Annotated in this window: 19 protein-coding genes; 18 read left to right on the forward strand and 1 reads right to left on the reverse strand. The window is 27.7% G+C overall.

The annotated features are described in order from the left end of the window. The first annotated feature begins 92 nt into the window (after positions 1 to 92). From EG57_RS0211245 to EG57_RS0211310, 15 genes are all read left to right on the forward strand, one after another. Positions 93 to 566, forward strand: a complete 474-nt coding sequence (locus EG57_RS0211245; protein WP_032077309.1) for a hypothetical protein — start codon at positions 93 to 95, stop codon at positions 564 to 566. Positions 567 to 674: 108 nt separating this feature from the next. Continuing rightward, entirely contained in the window at positions 675 to 1,487 is an 813-nt protein-coding gene (locus EG57_RS0211250) for a hypothetical protein (RefSeq protein WP_032077310.1), read from the forward strand. 9 nt (positions 1,488 to 1,496) lie between these two features. Next, positions 1,497 to 2,672: an AAA family ATPase gene (locus EG57_RS0211255; protein WP_052037866.1), complete on the forward strand. Its 1,176-nt coding sequence runs from the start codon at positions 1,497 to 1,499 to the stop codon at positions 2,670 to 2,672. A gap of 173 nt (positions 2,673 to 2,845) precedes the next feature. Beyond that, entirely contained in the window at positions 2,846 to 3,913 is a 1,068-nt protein-coding gene (locus EG57_RS0211260; protein WP_032077311.1) for a phospholipase D-like domain-containing protein, read from the forward strand. Between the two features lie 504 nt (positions 3,914 to 4,417). Continuing rightward, positions 4,418 to 5,545, forward strand: a complete 1,128-nt coding sequence (locus tag EG57_RS0211265; protein WP_032077312.1) for a hypothetical protein — start codon at positions 4,418 to 4,420, stop codon at positions 5,543 to 5,545. Continuing rightward, on the forward strand, positions 5,538 to 6,002 hold the full coding sequence (locus EG57_RS0211270; protein WP_032077313.1) for a three component ABC system middle component: 465 nt from the start codon (positions 5,538 to 5,540) through the stop codon (positions 6,000 to 6,002). The genes EG57_RS0211265 and EG57_RS0211270 overlap by 8 nt, the downstream gene beginning before the upstream one ends. Beyond that, complete coding sequence (locus tag EG57_RS0211275; RefSeq protein ID WP_032077314.1) at positions 5,999 to 7,993, forward strand: DUF3732 domain-containing protein; 1,995 nt, start codon at positions 5,999 to 6,001, stop codon at positions 7,991 to 7,993. Before EG57_RS0211270 ends, EG57_RS0211275 begins: the two co-directional genes overlap by 4 nt. 247 nt (positions 7,994 to 8,240) lie before the next feature. Continuing rightward, positions 8,241 to 8,453 carry a hypothetical protein gene (locus tag EG57_RS0211280; RefSeq protein ID WP_032077315.1) on the forward strand — a complete coding sequence of 71 codons (213 nt, stop codon included), beginning with the start codon at positions 8,241 to 8,243 and terminating at the stop codon, positions 8,451 to 8,453. Beyond that, positions 8,431 to 8,586, forward strand: a complete 156-nt coding sequence (locus tag EG57_RS26530; protein WP_161782709.1) for a hypothetical protein — start codon at positions 8,431 to 8,433, stop codon at positions 8,584 to 8,586. The genes EG57_RS0211280 and EG57_RS26530 overlap by 23 nt, the downstream gene beginning before the upstream one ends. 38 nt (positions 8,587 to 8,624) lie before the next feature. Beyond that, a complete protein-coding gene (locus EG57_RS0211285) occupies positions 8,625 to 9,245 on the forward strand; it encodes a DUF3841 domain-containing protein (protein WP_032077316.1) in 621 nt (206 codons plus the stop codon). A gap of 861 nt (positions 9,246 to 10,106) precedes the next feature. Continuing rightward, positions 10,107 to 11,183, forward strand: a complete 1,077-nt coding sequence (locus tag EG57_RS0211290) for a hypothetical protein (RefSeq protein ID WP_152563677.1) — start codon at positions 10,107 to 10,109, stop codon at positions 11,181 to 11,183. 111 nt (positions 11,184 to 11,294) lie between these two features. Continuing rightward, a complete protein-coding gene (locus EG57_RS0211295; protein ID WP_032077318.1) occupies positions 11,295 to 12,293 on the forward strand; it encodes a hypothetical protein in 999 nt (332 codons plus the stop codon). Positions 12,294 to 12,590: 297 nt separating this feature from the next. Continuing rightward, complete coding sequence (locus EG57_RS0211300; protein ID WP_032077319.1) at positions 12,591 to 13,127, forward strand: hypothetical protein; 537 nt, start codon at positions 12,591 to 12,593, stop codon at positions 13,125 to 13,127. Between the two features lie 286 nt (positions 13,128 to 13,413). Beyond that, a complete protein-coding gene (locus EG57_RS0211305) occupies positions 13,414 to 14,172 on the forward strand; it encodes a ParA family protein (RefSeq protein ID WP_032077320.1) in 759 nt (252 codons plus the stop codon). Between the two features lie 3 nt (positions 14,173 to 14,175). Then, entirely contained in the window at positions 14,176 to 14,439 is a 264-nt protein-coding gene (locus EG57_RS0211310; RefSeq protein ID WP_032077321.1) for a hypothetical protein, read from the forward strand. A 222-nt stretch (positions 14,440 to 14,661) separates the two neighbouring features. Here the strand turns inward: EG57_RS0211310 and EG57_RS0211315 are convergent, their stop codons facing one another. Then, entirely contained in the window at positions 14,662 to 14,982 is a 321-nt protein-coding gene (locus EG57_RS0211315) for a helix-turn-helix domain-containing protein (RefSeq protein WP_032077322.1), read from the reverse strand. A 262-nt stretch (positions 14,983 to 15,244) separates the two neighbouring features. Here EG57_RS0211315 and EG57_RS0211320 point away from each other — a divergent pair, with 262 nt between their 5' ends. The 3 genes from EG57_RS0211320 (at position 15,245) to EG57_RS25430 (ending at position 20,421) form a co-directional block, all read left to right on the forward strand. Further along, the gene (locus EG57_RS0211320) at positions 15,245 to 16,816 is read left to right on the forward strand and encodes a hypothetical protein (RefSeq protein WP_032077323.1); all 1,572 of its coding nucleotides are present in this window, start codon (positions 15,245 to 15,247) and stop codon (positions 16,814 to 16,816) included. A 71-nt stretch (positions 16,817 to 16,887) separates the two neighbouring features. Further along, the gene (locus EG57_RS0211325; RefSeq protein ID WP_032077324.1) at positions 16,888 to 17,748 is read left to right on the forward strand and encodes an RCC1 domain-containing protein; all 861 of its coding nucleotides are present in this window, start codon (positions 16,888 to 16,890) and stop codon (positions 17,746 to 17,748) included. Positions 17,749 to 17,991: 243 nt separating this feature from the next. Then, entirely contained in the window at positions 17,992 to 20,421 is a 2,430-nt protein-coding gene (locus EG57_RS25430) for a cell wall-binding repeat-containing protein (protein WP_052037868.1), read from the forward strand. Positions 20,422 to 21,265 lie beyond the last annotated feature (844 nt).

A 21,265-nucleotide genomic window follows, 5' to 3' on the forward strand; every position in this document is an offset into this window, starting at 1 on the left:
CAAAATGTTAGACACACATATCATTTCTAATTTGATAAAGTAAATAAATCCTAAAGTGGATCTGAAGGTAAAAAGGATAGGTGAGATAACAAATGAAAGAAAAATTACCACAAAACATACAAAATTTATTAATGGAAATTGGAGAAAAATCGGTTCTCTTTAAGCTGTTTTTGTTAACTAAAGAGAATCCAGATTGGGAAGTATATTATAATTTAAATGACACTGGATATGACCTCATTTTACTAAAAAAACAAACTTCTAAAAGAGTGAGAATTGAAGTTAAAACTAGACAAAGGTTATATACTACTTCAAATGAAAAGAAAAAGAGAATTGTGCATTATACAATTACTAAAAATGAGTATGAAAATAGCGATTTTATTATAGCATATTGGTTTGAAAAGAATTATTACTTCATAGTGCCTATTTCAGGATTAAGTGAAACAAGTAGTAATGGTGTACCTGTTTATAAGTTTATTGTAAGAGAAAAAGTAGATGGAGATATTGACGAAAATAGCAAGCAGTATCTAGATAAGTGGGGATTACTATTGAAAGAAATGAATAAATAGTAATATTGAATTTTTATTTGTAATATTATTTATTTTTAGGTTTAATGATTACTATCTTAAGCTATGTTTTTTAAAACAAATTTATTTTTAAAGTTAAGGAGAAAGAAAATGTTTAACATTTATTATATAAATTATGAAAAAGCATTTGAAATATCTATGTTAATTGATAATAAAATACAAGAAAAAAGTGATGTAGAAAAGAATATAGTAGGCAAACTAAACGGAAAAGCCTCATTGAATACTGATAATATAGGGAATGTTCCTTTTTTAAATAAAATTTTTCCTAAAGCTGGAGTGGATTTTTCAGGAGAAGGTAGTAGAACGAAGAAAGTAGCAGACTCTTTTAAGGTAGTATCTACAAAATCTACAATTCTTGATCCAATATATAGAAAAGCAATTGAAGCTAAAAAGTTATCTGATAATAAAATTGGCAATTTGATAAAGATTAGAAACGTATCATTAGATATTACTAATGAGAAAGAAATACTTGCAACTAAAAGTTTGTTAAGTGGTGTTTTGAAACAGATTCCTATAGATGAGACTGGAGGGATAGATATTACAGGACTTTTAGAAGTTTTATTAAAGGATTCTTCTTATATATTTTCAGGAAATTTTAAGGATGGCACTATTACATTCAAGATACCAATGAAAGTAGAAAATGAAATGGAAAGTCAATATAATGTAACTGATTTAGAAATAGGACAAGTTACACTTATTGGAGTTTATAGAGGGATATATAGTAAAAAGGGTATTGATGGGAAAATTAATAGGCTACAAAATCTTTCCAATCTTTCGAAGCCTAAATTGGATGATAATATTGAAACTGAACCTGAAAAAAAAGATGATGATAATGGAAATGAGGATGAAAAGACTCACTTTATAGATGTAATTGCAATTATTCAAGAATTAACAATTAAGTAGGTGATGTATATGAAAAAAATAAACATTTTAGAATATGATAGAAAAAACATGAAAAAAATAGAAGAATATATTAAAGAGCATGATTCGGAGTTAGTATTACTAAATGGAAATCCTATACTTAATAAGTTAATGGAAAAAAAACAGACTATTATATTAGATGAAGATTATTTTTATGATATAACTCCAATTTTGATATCTAATGAAGGTAGAAGTGAGTTATGGGCTACAGAAATAATTGGAATATTAAATTTAATTGCAGAACAAAGCGATTTGTCAATAAAGTATATTGTTGACAAACGATATTCCAATGATATAAAGGAAATTTTATATCATTACATTGATAGAATTGACACCCTAGAAGCACATATAGGAATAAAAGATAACAATGTATTTAACATTGCAGATATAAATGATTCTAAATTTAATGAATTAAAACAGATTTTTAAAAATAGGCTTTTTGGAAATGCTCATTTTCAAGAAAGACTATTTGAGGAGTTACAAAAATATAGATTATTTAATAAAATAGATGAACAAAAAGTTTTTTCTGTATTTATATGTGGTAAATCTGGAATAGGGAAGACTGAGACGGCAAGAATATTACATCAATTTTTGGCACCTAATGAAAAATTTATTAAAATAAATTTAGGAAATTATGGAGATAAAAATGCACTAAGTAGTTTAATTGGAAGTCCGAGGGGATATATTGGAAGTAGTAAAGGTGAGTTATCAGATAAAATTTTCAAAAGTAAATCAAAGGTAGTTCTTATTGATGAATTTGAAAAAGCTGAAACACAAGTACATAATTTTTTTCTTGAATTATTAGAAGATGGTAAGTTTACAGATTCTTTAGGAAGAGAATTTGATTTGAATAAGTATATTATTATTTTCACATCTAACATTAAGGATGAAAATGTTGAAGAGAAAATGTCGGCTGAACTTAAATCACGTTTTAATCTAATGTATAGATTTTCTTCAATTTCAGAGGATGCTAAAAAATCTTATATTGAATATAAAAGTAATTATTTTTTAGAAAAAATAAGATCTGAGATTGGTATTGAATTTAGTGAAAAAGAAATGAAAGAGATCAAAGACATAGATGTTAAAAAATATGATAATCTTAGAAACATTAATAAAGAAATTATGCTTAGAATATCTAATCGATACAAAAATAAGAATATGGAATAGAAATTGAAGAGAGTACAAGCTATTTGCATTATTTTTACATGTATTAAGTTTGTATGAACATTGTTTTTGAAAAGTAGAGAATATGGTCGATCTAAAGAAAATATTAAGTAGCTTAAGCATGGGCTTATTATAAAACAATAGCACGATTTTTATTTAATCTAGTGGAGGTAATTATGATTAATAAGATTAAAGTTTCTGATAATGCAGAATTGATTTTTTCTAAAGATGAGTGTGGATATAATGAGGTAATAAATGATTTAAAAAATGCTAATATTATAAAAATTGTAACCTTTAATATTTCAGCAGAGAATTCGAATTTGTTAAATGAAATAAAAAAACTTAAAGATACTACTCAAGTAGAAGTAATTAGTAATATACCAAATAGGTATGCAACTTATTATTCAGAAGCAGCAAGAAAAAGAGCCAAGAAAAATATAGAATCTTACACAGAACAGTTGAATCCAGAAAAATTTTCACCTATGGTTTCAAGCTATTTTAATTTTACTAATCATAGTAAAATAATATTAACAGAAAATGTTGCATACATTGGCTCAGCAAATGCCTCAGATGAAAGTAATAATAATTTTGAGGGAGGGGTAATAATAAAGGATAGAAAGATTATAAGTGAGATAATTAATACTACTATTCCAATGATAAAAGAAGATTCGATAGAATACTATGGAAATGAAATATCAAGGTATATAATTTTAGTATTAAATTTACTAACAAGAGTAAAAAGAATTAAAGAGCAATTCCATTTTAGTTTTTATAAAGTAAATGATCATAGAGGAGCTGATATCGAATATTATGATAGTTATAATGCAGATGTATCTCCAATATTAATCGAAGAAATTGAAGGTATTATGTATGAATATGAAGATATAATTAATGAATTACATAAAAATGGAGATATAGATATAGATGATATTAAAAAAAATAATATCTCACATATAATAGATATTATTAGCGAATTAATAGATTTTTCAAATTATGATGTTCAAGTAAAGTCAAGTGAATACTTAGAAGAATATTCATACATTGCATATGAAGAAAACTTAGATGAATATGCACAGTTAGCATTTGAGAGGGCTAACAATGAGAAAATAGAGTTAGCAGATGAAGTTGAGAATACAGTTATTGAAATAGAAAAGGAATTAGATTGTGTTTTTGAAAATATTAAAAATTTATATGATTGTATTATTGAGTATAAAGAATTAAATGAAAAAATAGATAATACTTAGTGTTTACAAGATAGAAAAGACTCTCCAGATAAATTGATTATTAAAAAATGTTGGTGTGTTGATTATCTTTATGATAATAGATGTGTAAATAGGGGAGAATCATTAAATTAAATATTGTTTTAGACGCAGTAAATGATAAATTTAGTAAGTATGAAGATAAAATTCTTAACGAAATTAATGCTGTATATAATTCATTTGATATGTAAATTAAGAGGGGTAAGTTTATAGCTTACCTTTTTCATTTGTTATAAATTAAGAAGGGATATTTAAAATTTTGTAGAATATTACATTTAAGTATATTTTTTAAGAAATAAATACAAAGTTGGACATTAAAAGTTATATTATTGTAATAAAGTAGCTGAGTAAACATGAAAATAAGTTTTTGGTAAGTGTATGCGGAGTAATAATGTAAATAATAGTATCAATAAAATTAATGTCTTATCAAGATGTACTTTAATTTATGTAAGTAATTAAACTTAAATAAAAATTTTATGGAGGAAAATAATGGCTGACACAAAGCTAAGAAATGATGCTTCATCATCAACAGATGGAACAGTTTATCAATTTTATGTTGCATTAAAATATGCGTTTGAGCTACCAATAAATAAAAAGTTATTTATTGAGAGATTTGGTGACGTAACTATAGAATCTGTATCTCAAATTGAAGTGAAAAAATATCAAGAGAATTTAACAGATTCACATGAAAACCTATGGAATACTCTTTATAATTGGTTAGATTCAAAATTTATTATAAACGATATTGAAGTATTAATGTTGCTAACTACACAAAGTATCGGACCAAGGTCTACTCTAAAAGATTGGAATTTAAAAGACTCGAATCAAAAGTTAAAAATATTAGAGGAAATTTATAAAAAATACTTAAAACAAAAAAAGAGGGATAAGTCCAAAGAGGAATTAATGAAAAATGTTCTAGAATTAGAGAATAGAAAAAGACTGGAAACTGTCCTTAGCAAGTTTATTATAGTTGATTCGACTCCTGATGATGTGGAACTATTTAATCAATTATGTATGAAATATGCACGATTTATTCCTAAAAATAATCAAGATAAATATATTAAAGCTTTGTTAGGATACGTTATATCTCCAAAAGAAAAAGGTAAAGATAAATGGGAGATTATGTGTTCTGCCTTCGATACTGAATGTCAAGAGTTAGCTGGAGTATTTGTTAATGGTACAAACCTATTTCCAAGAAATACATGTAGTGAAATTCTGCAATATGATAAATATAAGGAGCATTTATTTGTAAAAAAGATTAAAGAAATTAATTATCATGAGGAAATAAAAACAGCTATTAAAGAATATGCAGAGATACATTCATTAGTTATTAATGAATTCTTAAGGCGTCAAGTCTGTAAAAAAAAATATGATGAATATGAGGATGAAATAAAAAAAGATTATAAGCGTTTATATCGAAAAGCATGTAGAAATGTTTCGAGTGGTAACTTCATAAAAGAATCGCAAAATTTTTATGATGACATTATGACTGAAAGTGCCCCACAATTTATGAATTATATAGATACTCCAAAAACATTTAGAAATGGAATACTCCATATAAATGCAAATGATACTAAAGAAGATGTTAAGTGGAAGTTAGGTGTTAACAATGGCTAGAGCAATAGATAGCATATATTCGATTATAAACAATCCATTTAAGTTAATGGAATTAATTATAAAATTCTATTTTCATTGTGAAAACAGAGATAACGACATATTATTGGCATATCTTATACTACCTTTAACTTTAAATGAAGATAGCAGAAAGAAACTCAAAAATTTAAATAAAAATAGTGATTTATTTTCTCTAGTGAAAGATACAAACAGTATTATTGGTTTGGAGTTAATGATTGAGGAATATAAAGATATTACCAATAAGTGCATACAATTAGCTATATCAAATGGATATTTGGAATTGAGAGATAACAGAAGTCTTGTTAAGACTGATAAGATACTGCAAAATAATTTTTTTATTAGTAATGAAATGAATAGGGCCATAGAAAAGTTTGCTATGATTATTAAATCCATAGATATTGTTTCAATATATAGGATACTTGGAGTGAAGAAAATATGAATACTTTTGTTAAATATATTGGTGTGATTGATTATAAAGATAAGGTACACTATGTCAGTTTCAACAGAGGCTTAAATATAATTACAGGAAAGTCATCAACAGGTAAAAGCGCAATAATTGAAATATTTGACTATTGTTTAGGAAGTTCAGACTTTACAGTACCAGAAGGTATTATAACTAACGTATCAAAGTTATATTTTACAGTATTAGAGATGAATGGAACTAATTTAATAGTAGCCAGGAAACCTTATAGAGAAGATAAAAAAGTTTATATAAGAACAACAAATGAAATAGATATGGAGAAAATTGATAGTCAATATTTTAATGAAAATTATTTTATTAAGGAAAAAGACTTTAAATTGGAGCTAGGTCACTATTTTGGTATAGATATTGATGATACAGATGTTGATTTACAAATACGTGAGAATAAAGGGCAAAAAAGTCCAAGACCATCTGTTAGAAATTTTATGTCATTTATATTGCAACATCAAAACTTAGTTGCTAATAAGCACTCTATTTTTTACAGATTTGATGAAAAAGAGAAAAGAGATCAAACAATTGAACAATTTAAAATTTTCATGGGAATGGTAGATCAAAACTATTTCATACTTATGCAGAATTTGAACGATCACATACGTTCTTTAAAATCACTTGAGAGGCAAGAAGAACGATTGTTAAATTATGAAACAATATTGAAGGATAAATTGAAAAAGAATATTAACAAATATAAAGTAATAACCGGCAAAAGCTTATTTGGAGAAAGCATTGAGGCAATATTTATAAATCCTCAAAAATATTTAGATTTGTTATATGACTTTAATGTTGATATTGATTACAATGACACAACTTATTCAAATACATTAAATGAACTGAAACAAAAGAGAAATGAACTTGTTATAGAAAAAAGAGAGTTAGAAAATAAAGAATATAAAATTGACACATCGATTGAGTCAATTGAGAAATACAAAAAGGATATGAACTCACTTTCTAAATTTAATTTTGAGCAGCATTCAGAAAGTATTTGTCCATTTTGTAAGTCTAAAAATAAAGATTTACAGCAAACAATTAATGGTTTAGCAGATGCTTTCGATTGGTTAAATGTGGAGTTAGAGAAAACTCCATATCTTTTAGACTCATTTGTTAAAGATAAAGATATAATAATGAAAGAAATTAAAGAGAAAGATGAATATATTGATTCTATATCTAAAGAGATATATGAGATTGAATGTGTAATTAATAAGTTAAGAAAAAAAGAATCATTAGAAAAACAAGCACAAAAACTTTTGCTGAAAATTGAGAGTATGATTGAAGAAGTATTAAGTAGTAGGGAAAACAATATTGAGAATAGAAAAGAGAAAATCAAATCTGAAATAACAACTATAGAGAATGAACTTAAAAATAAATATAATGTTGAGAGTGAAATTAGTAAGGCTGAACGAAAAATTAATAAATATATGAATAGCATTGGTAAAAAATTAGATTTTGAGACTGCGTACAAGCCTATCGATTTAAAGTTTAGTTTGGATACTTTTGATTTATGGCATGAAAAGGAGAATAAAAAAATATTTCTAAGGTCAATGGGGAGCGGTGCAAACTGGTTATATAGCCATATATGTTTGTTTCTAGCCTTGCAAAATTATTTTTCTATTAATTCTAAATGTATGATACCGCCAATATTGTTTCTAGATCAACCAAGTCAGGTTTATTTTCCAAGTGCTATTGATTACTCGGAATCATTTGACTATAAAGATTTATCAAATGATCTTAATAAGAGTAATACTGAAGCAGATGAGGACTTACATTCAGTGACAAATCTTTTTAATGTATTGGAAGAACATTGCATAGAAACCTACAAAAAATCAGGTATTGACCCACAAATAATTGTAACTGACCATGCTGACAACTTAAATATGAAAAATAATAATTTTGAAGAGCTCGTTGATGGAAGACGTTGGAGAAAAAGAGGATTTATTTATCCAATACCTGAATAATAATTTTATTTTCTTTATTAGTTAATTCAATTTAATAAAAGGCTTATTGCTACTAGTAATGACAAGTTTATATACTTTTAAAAAAGAGATATTGCAAAGTCATATTTTGGTAAATGTGTATGCGATATTGAGAAAAATTAAAATTATAAATTATAGGTAAATTAGGAAGAAATATGTTCATGTAAAAACACTATTAAATGAAAAATATAGGAATTTTATGATAGTACGGCTAAAGGAGTTGATCTAGTTGAACTTTACGGTAGTTTTTAAATCAGATGAGAGTCAGATATATACTTATGGACTTGTTTTTGTACCAACAGTATGTTGGATTGATGGTGATTGTAAAGATAATATTCTATTTAATTCTAGAGATATTGATTATAAATTTGGGTATGTTAAAGAGCTTATAAAAGCTGTAAATGAAAGAAATAAAAATAATGGAGCTTTTTGGTTACTTTGAAAATTTAAAGAGAGAAGATAAAAAATGTGTGGTAGTAGTAAATAATGTTGGTCATGGAGATATAGGTGTATTAGAACTATTAATCAAAGACTTGCATAATGAAGGGTTTAAAGCACAAGTTATATATATTTAAGATAGCAGCAATCCTGTTGTTTTTATTGGGAGACATTTATGAAACTGTGGACAATACAAAATTTTAATTTATATGAAAAATTTAAAGAAACAAAAAGTTTTAATGCTGATGAAAACTATGTTTGGGATGATATCATTTTTCAGTATAAATGGATGGTAGAGCAAATGAAGAAGAGAATTGGTCTACCAACTTCAGAAAAAATTAAATACCCTATATGGGCATGGTGCCAATGGAATGGTGTTAAGCAGAAAAGGCCTGATCTAAGATATTCAGCACACTTACCTAAAGGAACAAATGGGGTACTTCTAGAACTAGAAGTAAATGATAAAAGCGTTTTGCTTTCTGATTTTGATGATTTTAATGGTGTGCTAAATTATGGGTATTTAACCGATACAGAAGAAGAATATGATAAATTTTATAATGAACTTGAAAGATATGGAGTTTGTCATGAAGATTTATATAATTTAGATAAGAGTTCAAATCTATTAAATCATTATAGAGCAAAACTTTATGATAGTTGGGAAAGAATATTTGATTTAGAGCGTGATATTGTAGACGAAAGTTGGTCCGGTAGAAAAGAAAATCAATCTATACAGGCTACATTATGGGAAGTAAAATGGGAACAAGTTATTTCGTGTAAGAAATTTGTAGCAAGATAGACACTATGGTAACTACACAAGGAATAAATAATGAAAATTATTCAAGTAAATAACTTAGATGATAAAATTATACAATAGTATATCAAAATAGGGGTAGAGCTAAACAAAATTTAATAAAAGAGCAATACAATAAACAGATGTAAAGGCAGTTATTCCTAATTCTGTTTATTTTGTTTGTAATTAAAAATTTGATATTATTAATGAAATTTCAAATTCAAGCTATTCAAGCAGTTCAAAGTTAAGAACTTTTAAATCTTTACCTATATAGTAATAAAAAATTCTGACTTAATTGCAAGTAGCTGTACATTTATAGACTCTAATTCAGCTAAATCAGAGATTTTAAGAGAAAAACATCAATATAATATAAAATAATAATACAGAATAGTTTTGTAAGTAATATATACAAGAAAATAATATTATAAAATAGCAACAAGCAAAAATAATTTTAAGAAAAAGCTTTTATTAATAGATAGTTCAATTTTATATAGTAGTTTCTAATAACTCGTGAAGAAGATATATTTTTCAGTTACTATTAGCACGGAATAGTAAATTTTATTTTACACATTTAATAATTTTTGTAGAAAAAAATTATTAAACACAAGCAAAAGATAATAATGTTAAAAAAAGAAAATTTTTAATAATAAGTTTGAGTAGAAACAGCATTTTGAAAAATTGAATAATATGGCATTAGAAAGAGAACTTATTCTACACTCGTTTAAAAAAGCAACAGTAGCTATAATGTGAATATGATACAATATCTTTTAGTTAAGTTAAAACAGTAATATAATACTACTTAGAAGAGATTATATTCATTAGTTTAAATTATATGTAAAAGGATTGAGTAAATTGGAAAAATGTTATTTGGATTCAATAAAAAGGCATATATCTTTCAAATTTAATAATTTAAGATTAGAATCAAATTTAAAGAGCAGACAGCATCCTATTGAGGAGATTTTATATGCTCTTGAGCACCCGGATTTAGCGACAGGTGTGTATCAATACGCATTAATAACAGCAAAAGCAATTTATAATATAGATAGAGAAGATAGATTTAAAACTTGGTTCAAAAGAAAATGGAGAGAAGCAGAAAATAATTATAATAAAGCTATTAGTGTATTAAGTGAATACAGAGCACTGTATTATTTACTAACAACAATGGAAAAAATTATTCCTATACTAGATAATGAAAAAATACCAGGCAAAGAAAATGATAAATCTCCTGATTTTAGGTTAGAAACAAAAAATAGTGAAAAGATTTATTTTGAAGTTTTTACACCAAGAATAAAAGATTCAGTATCGAAAGAAATCAGTAAATTTTTTAATGAATATAGAACTGAAGACAATAAAAAAATAACTGTTGAGACTATAGCATATAATCCTGTATATGGGGAAGAAGATGAATGTAATAGGGCTAAGATAATTAAAAGTAGGATTTTATCCAAGAAAAGTCATGCTGGACAGGTTTGCCCTAATGCAATAAATATATTATGGATTGATTTAATTGCACCTATATGGAACTATTCTAAATCGGCTGCCAAACCGTTTATTGTTAACAATTGTAAAGGAGAAATATTTATAGGTACTAATGGAATTTGGCACGCATTCTATGGAAATGAAGGAACTAAAATAATTAAAGATAGAACGAGCTTGAAGTATATCACTAAACATGACTTTATAAATCAATCTTTCAAAGGGTATTTTTATGAAGACAAGTGTAAGTGGTCAGGAGTAATTTTAGCATTCGATGATGGAATTGTTTTTTTTCAAAATCCAGTAGCAGAATATTCAATAACAAAAGATCAGATTAAATATTTATCTAGAATAGATGGATTTGATTTTTCATTAAGTTGGATTAATATTGATGATAATTATTTATTGAATAGAGTTGAAAATATAAAAAAGGAATTAGAATATATGTATAATTTAAATGAAAAATAGAATTTTAAAGTATTATATTATTCAAATAAATTTTATGGTATTTTTACATAGTATTTCAAAAATTATATAAGTTATAAATTAATTAAATATTAATAATATGGAGGTATACATATGGATATTAAAATTACAGTGACAAGTAAGCCTGAATCAGATGAGTATCTTAAAATAATTTATAACGGAAAAAAATACGCTTTAGATGATTTTGCTAAAAACTTTCAAGATGAAGAAGATAGATTTAAACTGGACAAATTATCCGAAAACTGCCAATTTCAATATAAAGGAAAAGTATTTACTTATAAGGAATTATGTTTTGAAATCAATATGTTTTGCGATTCCTTACCATTATTGTCACTATACAATTCTAAAATATATCCAATTGAAAAAACACAAATTTTTTGCATAGATAGAGACTATTATGCGGCTGGAAAGCTTGTAGAATCTGCTGAAAAACAACTTATGCTTGCAAGGTTTGCTTTAATTAAGGCACAATGCATTATAGATTATAATGTAAATACTAGTTGGATATCAGGATATACTGGAATTTATTATTTTAGAAGTATAGAAGTTAACAATTCAATAATGTGGTATAATAACGTTTTTGATTCAATAATGCAGATTGTCTTTATAGCATTTGGTATATATAAGAAGCATCCGCAATATAGTGAGGATCTTGATTATCATAAAACTCTTAAACTTTGCGACTATATTTTTCTTAGCAAATATTATGGAAAGAATAAAAACATTCCTAACTTTAAATTTCTATGGAAAATTATAAGTAAAGCACATACTGGAAATAATAATGTAAATCAATGGGCTAATTACATTAAACATAAGGGTGGAATAAGCTTTAAAGGAATTACAGCAGATGATCCATTTAGCATTATGGTAAAAAATCCAGATGGTGAGTCAATCAGCGATACTTATTTTGAACCACTTCAACTTGACTTAGATGAAGTGGTAGAAGAACTAAAGAATTCTCATTTGATTCTTTGCAATGTACTTGAAGAAATAGTCGATTTTATTGGCTTTGAGAAGGTTCAATTTATCAATAATGGAGACAAACTTGTTATTCCAGAAAAAGAAGCGTATAAAAAAATTATAATAGATTAAAAAATAATACCATATCATTCATTGAATTTTAAGGTGTTTTTATGTCATAATACAAAAGCCAAGTCTATTTATCGCAACTCTACGATAAATAGACTTTTTAAATTATATAAAGATTTTAAAAGTAACATAATCTAGGCAATCTACCCAATCAACCCAACCAATAAGAAATCTCTCATATCGAGTCTAATACATATTATTCTACAAAATAAATTAAAGCAAGTACAGAAAAGTTTTATTTAAGATAATTTGGAAGAGTGGATTTATATATGTATCAATAAATAAGGAGATGAGAGTTTTATGAATGTAAGAATATTTGCAGTTTATAACAGCAAGAGAGTAAATGAGGGAGGAAAAACGTATCATATAAATTTTGTAGCTGCTGATGCCGAATCAACTGAGGAAGAGATTAAGATAGTTTTAAAAGAGCACACCGATAAAATTAATATTGAGCATGCAAGGAAAAATAGACTTTATGTTAAGCCTGTGCAATCTTTAGATGTTGCAAATATACTTGCGAATTTTGATAAGAAAATAGAAGAACCAAAATTATATATAATAGATGTAGCAGATTACATGGATATTACAGATTTTATTAATAGTAAAGAAGTAATAATAGCTGCAGTTAGAAGCAAAAAAGTAGTTTTAGGATATAATGATCCAATAAGTTTAGTGTATGATGTTATACATCGTACGAAAGAACCTGAGTTTTATGATTTTAAGATGCAACTTGTTTCATTCCTTGAGGATATTTCTTATGATGAATATATGGCTGCACTAAAAAATATACCTTATGTACCAGGTGAAGAATATAGTGATGTAGGAGAATGGTTTTAAAGTGTGCTAATTGTAGAGCGTAAATTAAAGCCATGTTTATGATGATTTCAAAGAAATTCAAACATTTCAAGCAATATTGAAGAGATATTTCAATGGTAAACATATTTATAGATTATGTTTTTCTGAAGCCATAAATTATACCTTTATTATAGATGGATTCTATAATAGGGGTATATTTTTATTTTGAAATAATGATTTATTAGCTATTAGAAATACGCTGACATTACTCATATATAACGCTATAGTATTACATAACTTAAAAATTATAAAAGCGAGGTGTTATCAAATGTGTAAAACTATAGCAATAGCAAATCAGAAGGGGGGAATTTGCAAAACGACTTCAACATTCAACATATCTGTTGCTTTGGCGACAATGGGAAAGCAGGTTTTAATGATTGATTTTGATCCCCAAGCAAGCCTGACAATATCAGCTGGTCTTGAACCTTTGAATTTAGAGCATACTGTATGCGATATTTTAAAGAAAAGTTCAGAATCTGTAACTAACTGCATTTATAAATTCAACAATATTTCCAATTTATCAATCATCCCTTCAATTATAGATTTGGCTGCATTAGAGATGGGCATGCAAACTAGAACCGCAAGAGAGAAGATATTGGCAAGAGCATTGGATTCCATAAAACATAGTTATGACTATATATTTATAGATTGCCCGCCACAATTATCAATTCTTACAGTTAATGCATTGGCTGCGTGTGATTATGTAGTAATACCTTGTAAAACTGACTATTTGTCATATAGGGGTCTGGAACAGCTTGAAAATACTATATCGGATTTAAAGAGACTTGTTAATGAAAATGTTGAAATACTTGGAGTTGTTGCAACTTTATACGAAAAGAACGTGAAAGATCATAACAATATCCTTAATTTATTGCATAAGAAATATTCAGTGATAGGAGTAATTAAAAAGACTGTAGAAGCTGTAAAAGGAATATATGAGGGTATTCCAGTTGTTCTAAGAAATCCAAAGGCGGACATTTCAGTTGAATATGTAAAAATAGCAAATGAAATCTTAATTAGGGGGTAGGGGATGAACTTGCAGGACAGAGAAGAAAATAGAAGAAATAACAGTGTAGTTGGAGCACTAATAAATAATAATGATGCAGAAGTTAAAGAAAAAGAGGTGTTTAAAGCCAAATCATACTATTTATCGGAGGCATTGTATAAGGCAGTAGGATTAAAAGCGGCTCTGATAGGTGTAGATAAAAGTGCTGTTGTAAGAGAAGCTTTAAACATATATCTAAAAGATATTTTAGAAAATTTGGAACAATTAATGAAGTTGAAGTCAAAATAGGTGTCTTGGTTAAGGCACCCATTTTGTTTTTATGTTACTAAAAAATTAGCATGTATAAAAGTTATTGGTTATTAGCTTATACGTTAAAGCAATACACTAATAAAAGTTTTTAGGAGAGTATAATCTTGGAGGATATATTCCCTTTAAATTTTATGCAGATAACTTTTAAGCTATTATTATTTTATATTTACTAAAACTTTAAGTCAAATTTTACAAGTGAATTTATCGGAGTTTATATTTATGTTTTAAGAAGCGAATATATTCATCAACTTCCTGTTTTCCTTTCTCAGGCAAAGACATATATAATTTAAAAGACTGCAGAGAGTCATTGTAGTTTTTTATCTTTGAAGAACCAACAAGATAATCTACACTTACATCTAAAAAGTCAGCCAGTTTTATAAGTGATTCAGCATCTCTTAAAAAATGTTTGCCACTTTCATAATAGCTAATCATCCTTTCGGTTACGCCAAGAAGTTCCCCAATGTTAGCTTGAGTTATCTTTTTTTCTTGTCTGAGTTCTTTTAACCTCTCTCCAAAAGACATTTACATCACCACCTAAAATTGATTGTACAAAAATATTTCTATAGACATGCTTATTTAGAAGTATTATTTCTGTAAATACTTTACTAAGAAGGTATGCTTCTGTATAATTGTGAATTAAGAAATGATAATTCTGAAATAAGAGTTATTTTTATGAAAATAAATAAGTGTATGGAAGTTACGTTTTAGTTGGGGGTGATATATTAAAACAAAGGATATAACAAACAGGCTATCAATAATAAAATTGTTTTAGGGGGAGAAGATTTTGAAGAAGTGTACAGGCATTTTAACAATTGTATTGTTTCTATCAATGATATTATCAGTAGGAAGAATGGAAGTGAGAGCAGAGGATAATAAATCATATGAAATGATGAAGGAGTATTATAATGTTGCAAATACTATTGTTAATGGTGATGATAAAGGTAGTAAAGGAATTGGTATATACACATCAGGTGAAAATAATTCAAAGAATGCATCAGGACTTGCTTATGCAAATTTAATAGATTTTGATGGTAATGGAAACAAGGAATTGTTTTGTCTTTATTTGAGTAATGGTAGTTATGTGTATGAAGTTTGGGGATTTGATGGTAAGGCATATAAAATTCAATCTGCTAAGGATACTACTTTATATCCACTTAGGGAAAATAAAATTGTAAGTTTGTCAACAGTTGACAATAAGACATATCTACATATGTATGAAAAGTCATGGGGTAGAGGTTCTTCTATAGATCAAATTACAACAAGAGATGAATTTTATACAGTTAAAAACAAGCAGTGGGTTGAAATAGAAAGTTTAAACTCCAAACCAAAGCTTTCTGAAGGTAAAGATTCAACTCAATTAAATGGAAAAGATGGTTCAATAATTTATACAGTTGAAAAAGATAACGAAACAAAAGAAATGACAAAGTCAGAATATGAAAATGATTTAAATAAATATTCAGGCGGAACCAAAATAGATTTAATATCACTTGCTCTTGGTGGGGCTGGTACTGTTGATATAGGAGTGGATGTATCCCAAGGAAACAAACAACTTGGGGATTTTTTAAGCAACTTAAATGGAATGGCAATGGAATCCTTAGGGTTAAAAGACATTTATAGTGCAAAAACAGATGAAGATAAAGATACACTTAAAGAATTTATGAATAACTTTGTACCAAGTTATGGTTGGCATGTCAATAGCTTTGATACAGACAATTTTACTAAAGGAAACATTGATGACCAAATAGTATTCTACTTGTTCAGGTATGGCAGTATGAAGAAAGAGATAACTGGAGTAAAAACGGAGACTAACAGCGATACAGGAAAGGGATGTTGGGTAATACCACTTGACAAGTTGAATGCAAATTCTGAAAAACTGTTTGGAGCAAAGATAGATGTAAATAATAAAAATGTTCATGATGGAAATTATTATTTATATATAGGTAATGACGATGAAGGTGAAGAATCAGGAAAAGTTGACAATCAAATAGCAAACTTGTATCAAATAGCAGAAAATGTATATTGCCTAAACTTGAAAATATTTTATTCATATTCCCATAAACAATTCTACAAATCAGGGTATGCAATTGTGAAAGAAGTTACAGTTAATGGAAATAAAACATTTCAGCTTCTAAAATACAGTAATGATGGTGATATGCTGACACCAGAGCAACTTCAATCGTATAAGAAACAATACAATTCTGAAACTAAGGTAACTAAAAGTGCATCATCTGCTACAAATAATAATGTAGGTAGTAAGTCATCTGGAAGGGTTGCTTATCTGATAATTGCAGGAATATCCATACTAGTGGTAGGGTATGGAATATATTATAAAACCAAAGGAAACAAAAAGAAATAGAATATATGCATCATTATTGAATGATAAGTATTTAAAATTTTTATGTTTTATATAGAAAAGAGGAGTAACTTATGAAAAAAATTGTAATTTTTATAATATTTTTAATTCTTCAAGTTATTGCATTGTCTGGTTGTGGTTATACCCAACATGCTGAGTTGCCAAATAGTAATACAAAGTCTTTTGATGATACAAAATATGGATTTGTTCAATATTTAAAAGACAGGGATGGTAAAGTAGTATATGCATTAAATAAAAATAATGACTTGTATAGTTATACTACAAATAAAGAATCAAGTGGAAATGACAAACTGGTTTGCAATCTATTATTTAGTAATACAGGAGGTATAAAGCAATATTCACTAAGCGATAACCAAGCTGTATTGACCAATAAGGGAGACTTATATGTAATGGGAAACTGCATGGCTGGTGGAATTGGAAATAATCTTATTAAGATAATGGATAATGTAAGCGAATTTAAAGTTGATAAAGGAATTTATGATATTCTTGCACTGACAAATAACAGCAAATTATATGGTTGGGGTCAAAATAGGTTGGGCCAGATTGGTAATGGAAGCAGTTCAAATACTGATTATGCAAATGAAGTGAAACAACCATATTATATTATGGATAATGTCAAAAGTTTTTACATAGGAGACGATGCACGTACAAGCTATTATCTTAGTGCAGCATTAACAAACAATGGGGAATTATATGTATGGGGATTTGACAAGAAGGTATCAAGCAAACCGGATTTTGAAAAATCAGTGGAACGTAAAATATTTACACCAGAAAAACGATTGGATAATGTAAAAAGTTTTGAAGTAAGGTCAGATGGATTGGCAGCTTCCACAGGATCTGGAGAGGTTATTGTAAATGAAGACAAGGGCATGAAAAAACAATATGATGATAAATATGGAGATAACAAATCTTAAAGAATAATGTTAATTACGAATGCAGCGAATTTACATATGAATATTCGCTGTATTTTTTATATAAATACTTTGAAAAGAATATATATTTCGGTTAAAATTAAATTATAGAAGCTATGCTTCTGAAAAAGGGGTAATTATAGCATAAAAGAACAGTTCAGGTATTATATATGCTTTAAATTATCCAATTGGTATAAACCAAACATTTATACTAATAAGATTAATTTGAAAATGGGGGGACTTTTAATGTTAAGAACAAAACAAAAAGTATTGAGTGTAGTATTGACTATTTCAGTAATGACAGGAGGTTTAACAACTTTTGCTAAAGCAGATGCTTTGACTACTTCCCAATCACAATCTAGTAATAGTAATGTTACAACAACTAGAATTACTGGAAGCAGTAAGTATGGTACAGCAGATGTCATTGCAGAAAAAGGATGGACACAGGCAGATACGGTGGTTATAGCATCAGGGGTAGATTTTCCAGACGGATTATGTGCAGGTCCTATTGCAAAGAAATATAATGCACCTATTTTACTGGCAAGTGCAACTGGGCTTAGCGATGAAACACTAAGTGAAATAACAAAACTAAAGGCTAAAAAGGCAGTCATAATAGGGGGCGAGGGAGCAGTACCTTCAAGCACAGAAACTCAACTAAATGGCATTGGTATAACTTCAATTCAAAGAATAGGTGGAACTGACAGATACAATACATCTGTTTTGGCAGCAGAACAGCTTGATAAGCCTTCAGCAGTAGTTGTAACATCAGGTGAAAATTTTCCAGACTCCCTATCGATTTCAGCAATTGCATCACAACTGGGAATGCCAATAATAATAGCTTCAAAGGATGGTTTGTCAGATGAAGCAATATCGTATATAAAGAATAGTGGTGCAACAAAAACATACATAGCAGGAGGAAATGGGGTACTGTCCAGTTCAATAGAAAATCAGGTGCCAAATCCTACAAGGCTGTCAGGAGAAGATAGATATGCAACAAATTTAGCTGTATTAAACCAATTTGCTTCAAGTTTAAAATTTGAGAATGTATATCTTGCTACTGGAGATGATTTTGCAGATGCATTGGTAGGTTCAGAATTGGCAGCTCAAACACAATCGCCAGTTGTGCTAACAAACAATAGTTTAACATCTGGCATATCAAAATATCTTGCAGAGCATATGCAATCCAGTACAAAAGTAGTGGCAATAGGAGATAACAATGCTGTAGCTGACTCTCTTATAGAGAAGGCTATGAATCCAAGCGTAGCTTCAACAAGTGATACTGGTAATGATACAGCAACAAGTAATAAAAATAGTACAGATGCGAAAATGGCGAGTTGCAATACTTCAAATACTTTTGATAAATCAGTATATAAATTTATTCCTGGGATTGATGTAACCAATATGGATAGTTCTTCAACCATTAAATATAATGATACAAGAATGTTGATTACCGAAGAAGGAAAGTTGTATAGCAATAATTCAAGTTTAAAATTAAAAAGATCTACTAGCAGTACTATAAAAGATGGTTCATCACAATCTGCCAAAATAAATGCAGTATTCACAACAGAAGATAATAAAAAATATTATGAAGATGCAAATTCATATATGTCATATTATGGTGGAGCAATAACTATAGCATATCAGGGATCCTTTTTTACACCAGGTGCTAATAATAAATTAAATGATTATTCTAGTAGGACTTGCAAATCTAATATAACTAAAAATAGTGATGGAAATTATGAAATAGCAAGTGAGGAAACTATAGGAGACACAAGTGGAGTTAAACGTACACAGAGCTATAAAGGTATATACAATGTTAACGACCATTCACTTAAAATCAGCAATAACAGTGGTATTTCGTTTTCATCAACTATTACAATAAAGGACTTTCCTTGTCTAATATTTGATGGGATAAGAATTGGTGAAAAAGAGTTTTCTTATCTGGATAGTGTTGATAAAGCTTTTTCTAAAGGATCAGATAACTATAATTATTTAAGAAGCCAGATTGCAGATATGCAAAGTAATATTGATGTAACTTCCATGCTGTCACAGTGTAACAATGATACAACTGTCTTTGACAATTACGTATGCAGAATATTGGATGAATTTCCTGAATATTATCTGTATGAATGTTCTACTGATGTTTCAAATGGAGAAGCCACTTTAACAATTACTTATTCGGAAAAAGATCAGGTTAAGAAGATGAAAGAAAAGCTTGATTATATTCTACCAAAGATAACTAAACCTGGAATGACAGATTATGAGAAAGAAAAATTTATACATGATTATATTGTACTTAATACTGAATATGATAAAAATGACAAAGGTCTTACAGAATCAAATGAAAATTATACAGCCTATGGGCCTATTGCAAATGGGAGAGCAGTTTGTCAGGGATATGAAGCAGCGTTTGAATTTTTATGTAAATTAGCTGGTTTGGATTGTATAGAGGTAGTAGGGAAAGTGAATAATGCAAAATATGATAATCATGCATGGAATATTGTTAAAATAGATGGAAAATATTATCACGTGGATACTACTTGGGATGACACTGAAGTCAATAATGGCATAGGATATGATTATTTCAATATAGATGATGCAACAATGTCAAAGGATCACTCATGGGATAAAAGTCAGTATCCTGAATGTAAAACTTCACTAGGTAAAACAAATTAGAAAAACTATATATTGAGACTTTAAAAAATACTGATAAATTTAATTGACTTGTAATTCTATAAGTTGACTGAGTTTATCAGTTTTATATTTTAAAATAAAGTATAGTTAATATGTTTGATAACGGGCTAATATCACAAGACTTCATAATCAGAGAAATTTTAGAAAATCAACAAGTTTTATTTATATTGGAGAAGGCTGTTAATTTATAAAACACTTATATTTTATATAGATATAATCAGTAAGAAAGTATTTTTATTTAAAACAAATAGCTATAATTGTAGAGCTGGAATATATATAATGAAGGAATTAAAAATAGAATATTATTGATTAAACAGAATGAAATCGGATAGATGAAGTTAATCGACAAGACAAGCAATAATGGCAATTGGAATTGTATAACTAAAGATATTTATACAAAGATATATCTTGATATTAAAACATATATACAAAGTTTCAACTAATTCAAGCAATTCAAGCATGATGCAACAAAAGTCGGATTATAAGATATATAAAATAAGCATTCTTTGCAGAAATCCTCCGAATTCTAGCTTTCAAGGGCGTTAAGGAGTATTGTTTAATTAAATCATGATAATTTAAAAACACAACTATTGTATTTAAGATAATATGATTATAAATGATAAAATGACAGTTGATGCTGCAGTAAATGCTCCATTCAACCCAATTTTGGTTAATGAATAAATTAAATCTGTTTTTTAAAGAAGCTATTTAAGTTTGATAGTATAATAAATTTGACAGCTAGATTTTACAAGGTTAAGTCTAGATATTTTATGCTTGATATTACAAGTTTTTTAATATGTTTGTATGAATGGAAAAAGCTTTTATT

The sequence above is a fragment of the Clostridium drakei genome, from assembly GCF_000633595.2.
GTDB lineage: Bacteria > Bacillota > Clostridia > Clostridiales > Clostridiaceae > Clostridium_AM > Clostridium_AM drakei.

Coding starts and splice junctions, on each gene's coding strand:
- EG57_RS0211245 (WP_032077309.1), top strand. CDS start 93: ATGAAAGAAAAATTACCACAAAACATACAAAATTTATTAATGGAAATT.
- EG57_RS0211250 (WP_032077310.1), top strand. CDS start 675: ATGTTTAACATTTATTATATAAATTATGAAAAAGCATTTGAAATATCT.
- EG57_RS0211255 (WP_052037866.1), top strand. CDS start 1,497: ATGAAAAAAATAAACATTTTAGAATATGATAGAAAAAACATGAAAAAA.
- EG57_RS0211260 (WP_032077311.1), top strand. CDS start 2,846: ATGATTAATAAGATTAAAGTTTCTGATAATGCAGAATTGATTTTTTCT.
- EG57_RS0211265 (WP_032077312.1), top strand. CDS start 4,418: ATGGCTGACACAAAGCTAAGAAATGATGCTTCATCATCAACAGATGGA.
- EG57_RS0211270 (WP_032077313.1), top strand. CDS start 5,538: ATGGCTAGAGCAATAGATAGCATATATTCGATTATAAACAATCCATTT.
- EG57_RS0211275 (WP_032077314.1), top strand. CDS start 5,999: ATGAATACTTTTGTTAAATATATTGGTGTGATTGATTATAAAGATAAG.
- EG57_RS26530 (WP_161782709.1), top strand. CDS start 8,431: ATGGAGCTTTTTGGTTACTTTGAAAATTTAAAGAGAGAAGATAAAAAA.
- EG57_RS0211285 (WP_032077316.1), top strand. CDS start 8,625: ATGAAACTGTGGACAATACAAAATTTTAATTTATATGAAAAATTTAAA.
- EG57_RS0211295 (WP_032077318.1), top strand. CDS start 11,295: ATGGATATTAAAATTACAGTGACAAGTAAGCCTGAATCAGATGAGTAT.
- EG57_RS0211300 (WP_032077319.1), top strand. CDS start 12,591: ATGAATGTAAGAATATTTGCAGTTTATAACAGCAAGAGAGTAAATGAG.
- EG57_RS0211305 (WP_032077320.1), top strand. CDS start 13,414: ATGTGTAAAACTATAGCAATAGCAAATCAGAAGGGGGGAATTTGCAAA.
- EG57_RS0211310 (WP_032077321.1), top strand. CDS start 14,176: ATGAACTTGCAGGACAGAGAAGAAAATAGAAGAAATAACAGTGTAGTT.
- EG57_RS0211315 (WP_032077322.1), bottom strand. CDS start 14,982: ATGTCTTTTGGAGAGAGGTTAAAAGAACTCAGACAAGAAAAAAAGATA.
- EG57_RS0211325 (WP_032077324.1), top strand. CDS start 16,888: ATGAAAAAAATTGTAATTTTTATAATATTTTTAATTCTTCAAGTTATT.
- EG57_RS25430 (WP_052037868.1), top strand. CDS start 17,992: ATGTTAAGAACAAAACAAAAAGTATTGAGTGTAGTATTGACTATTTCA.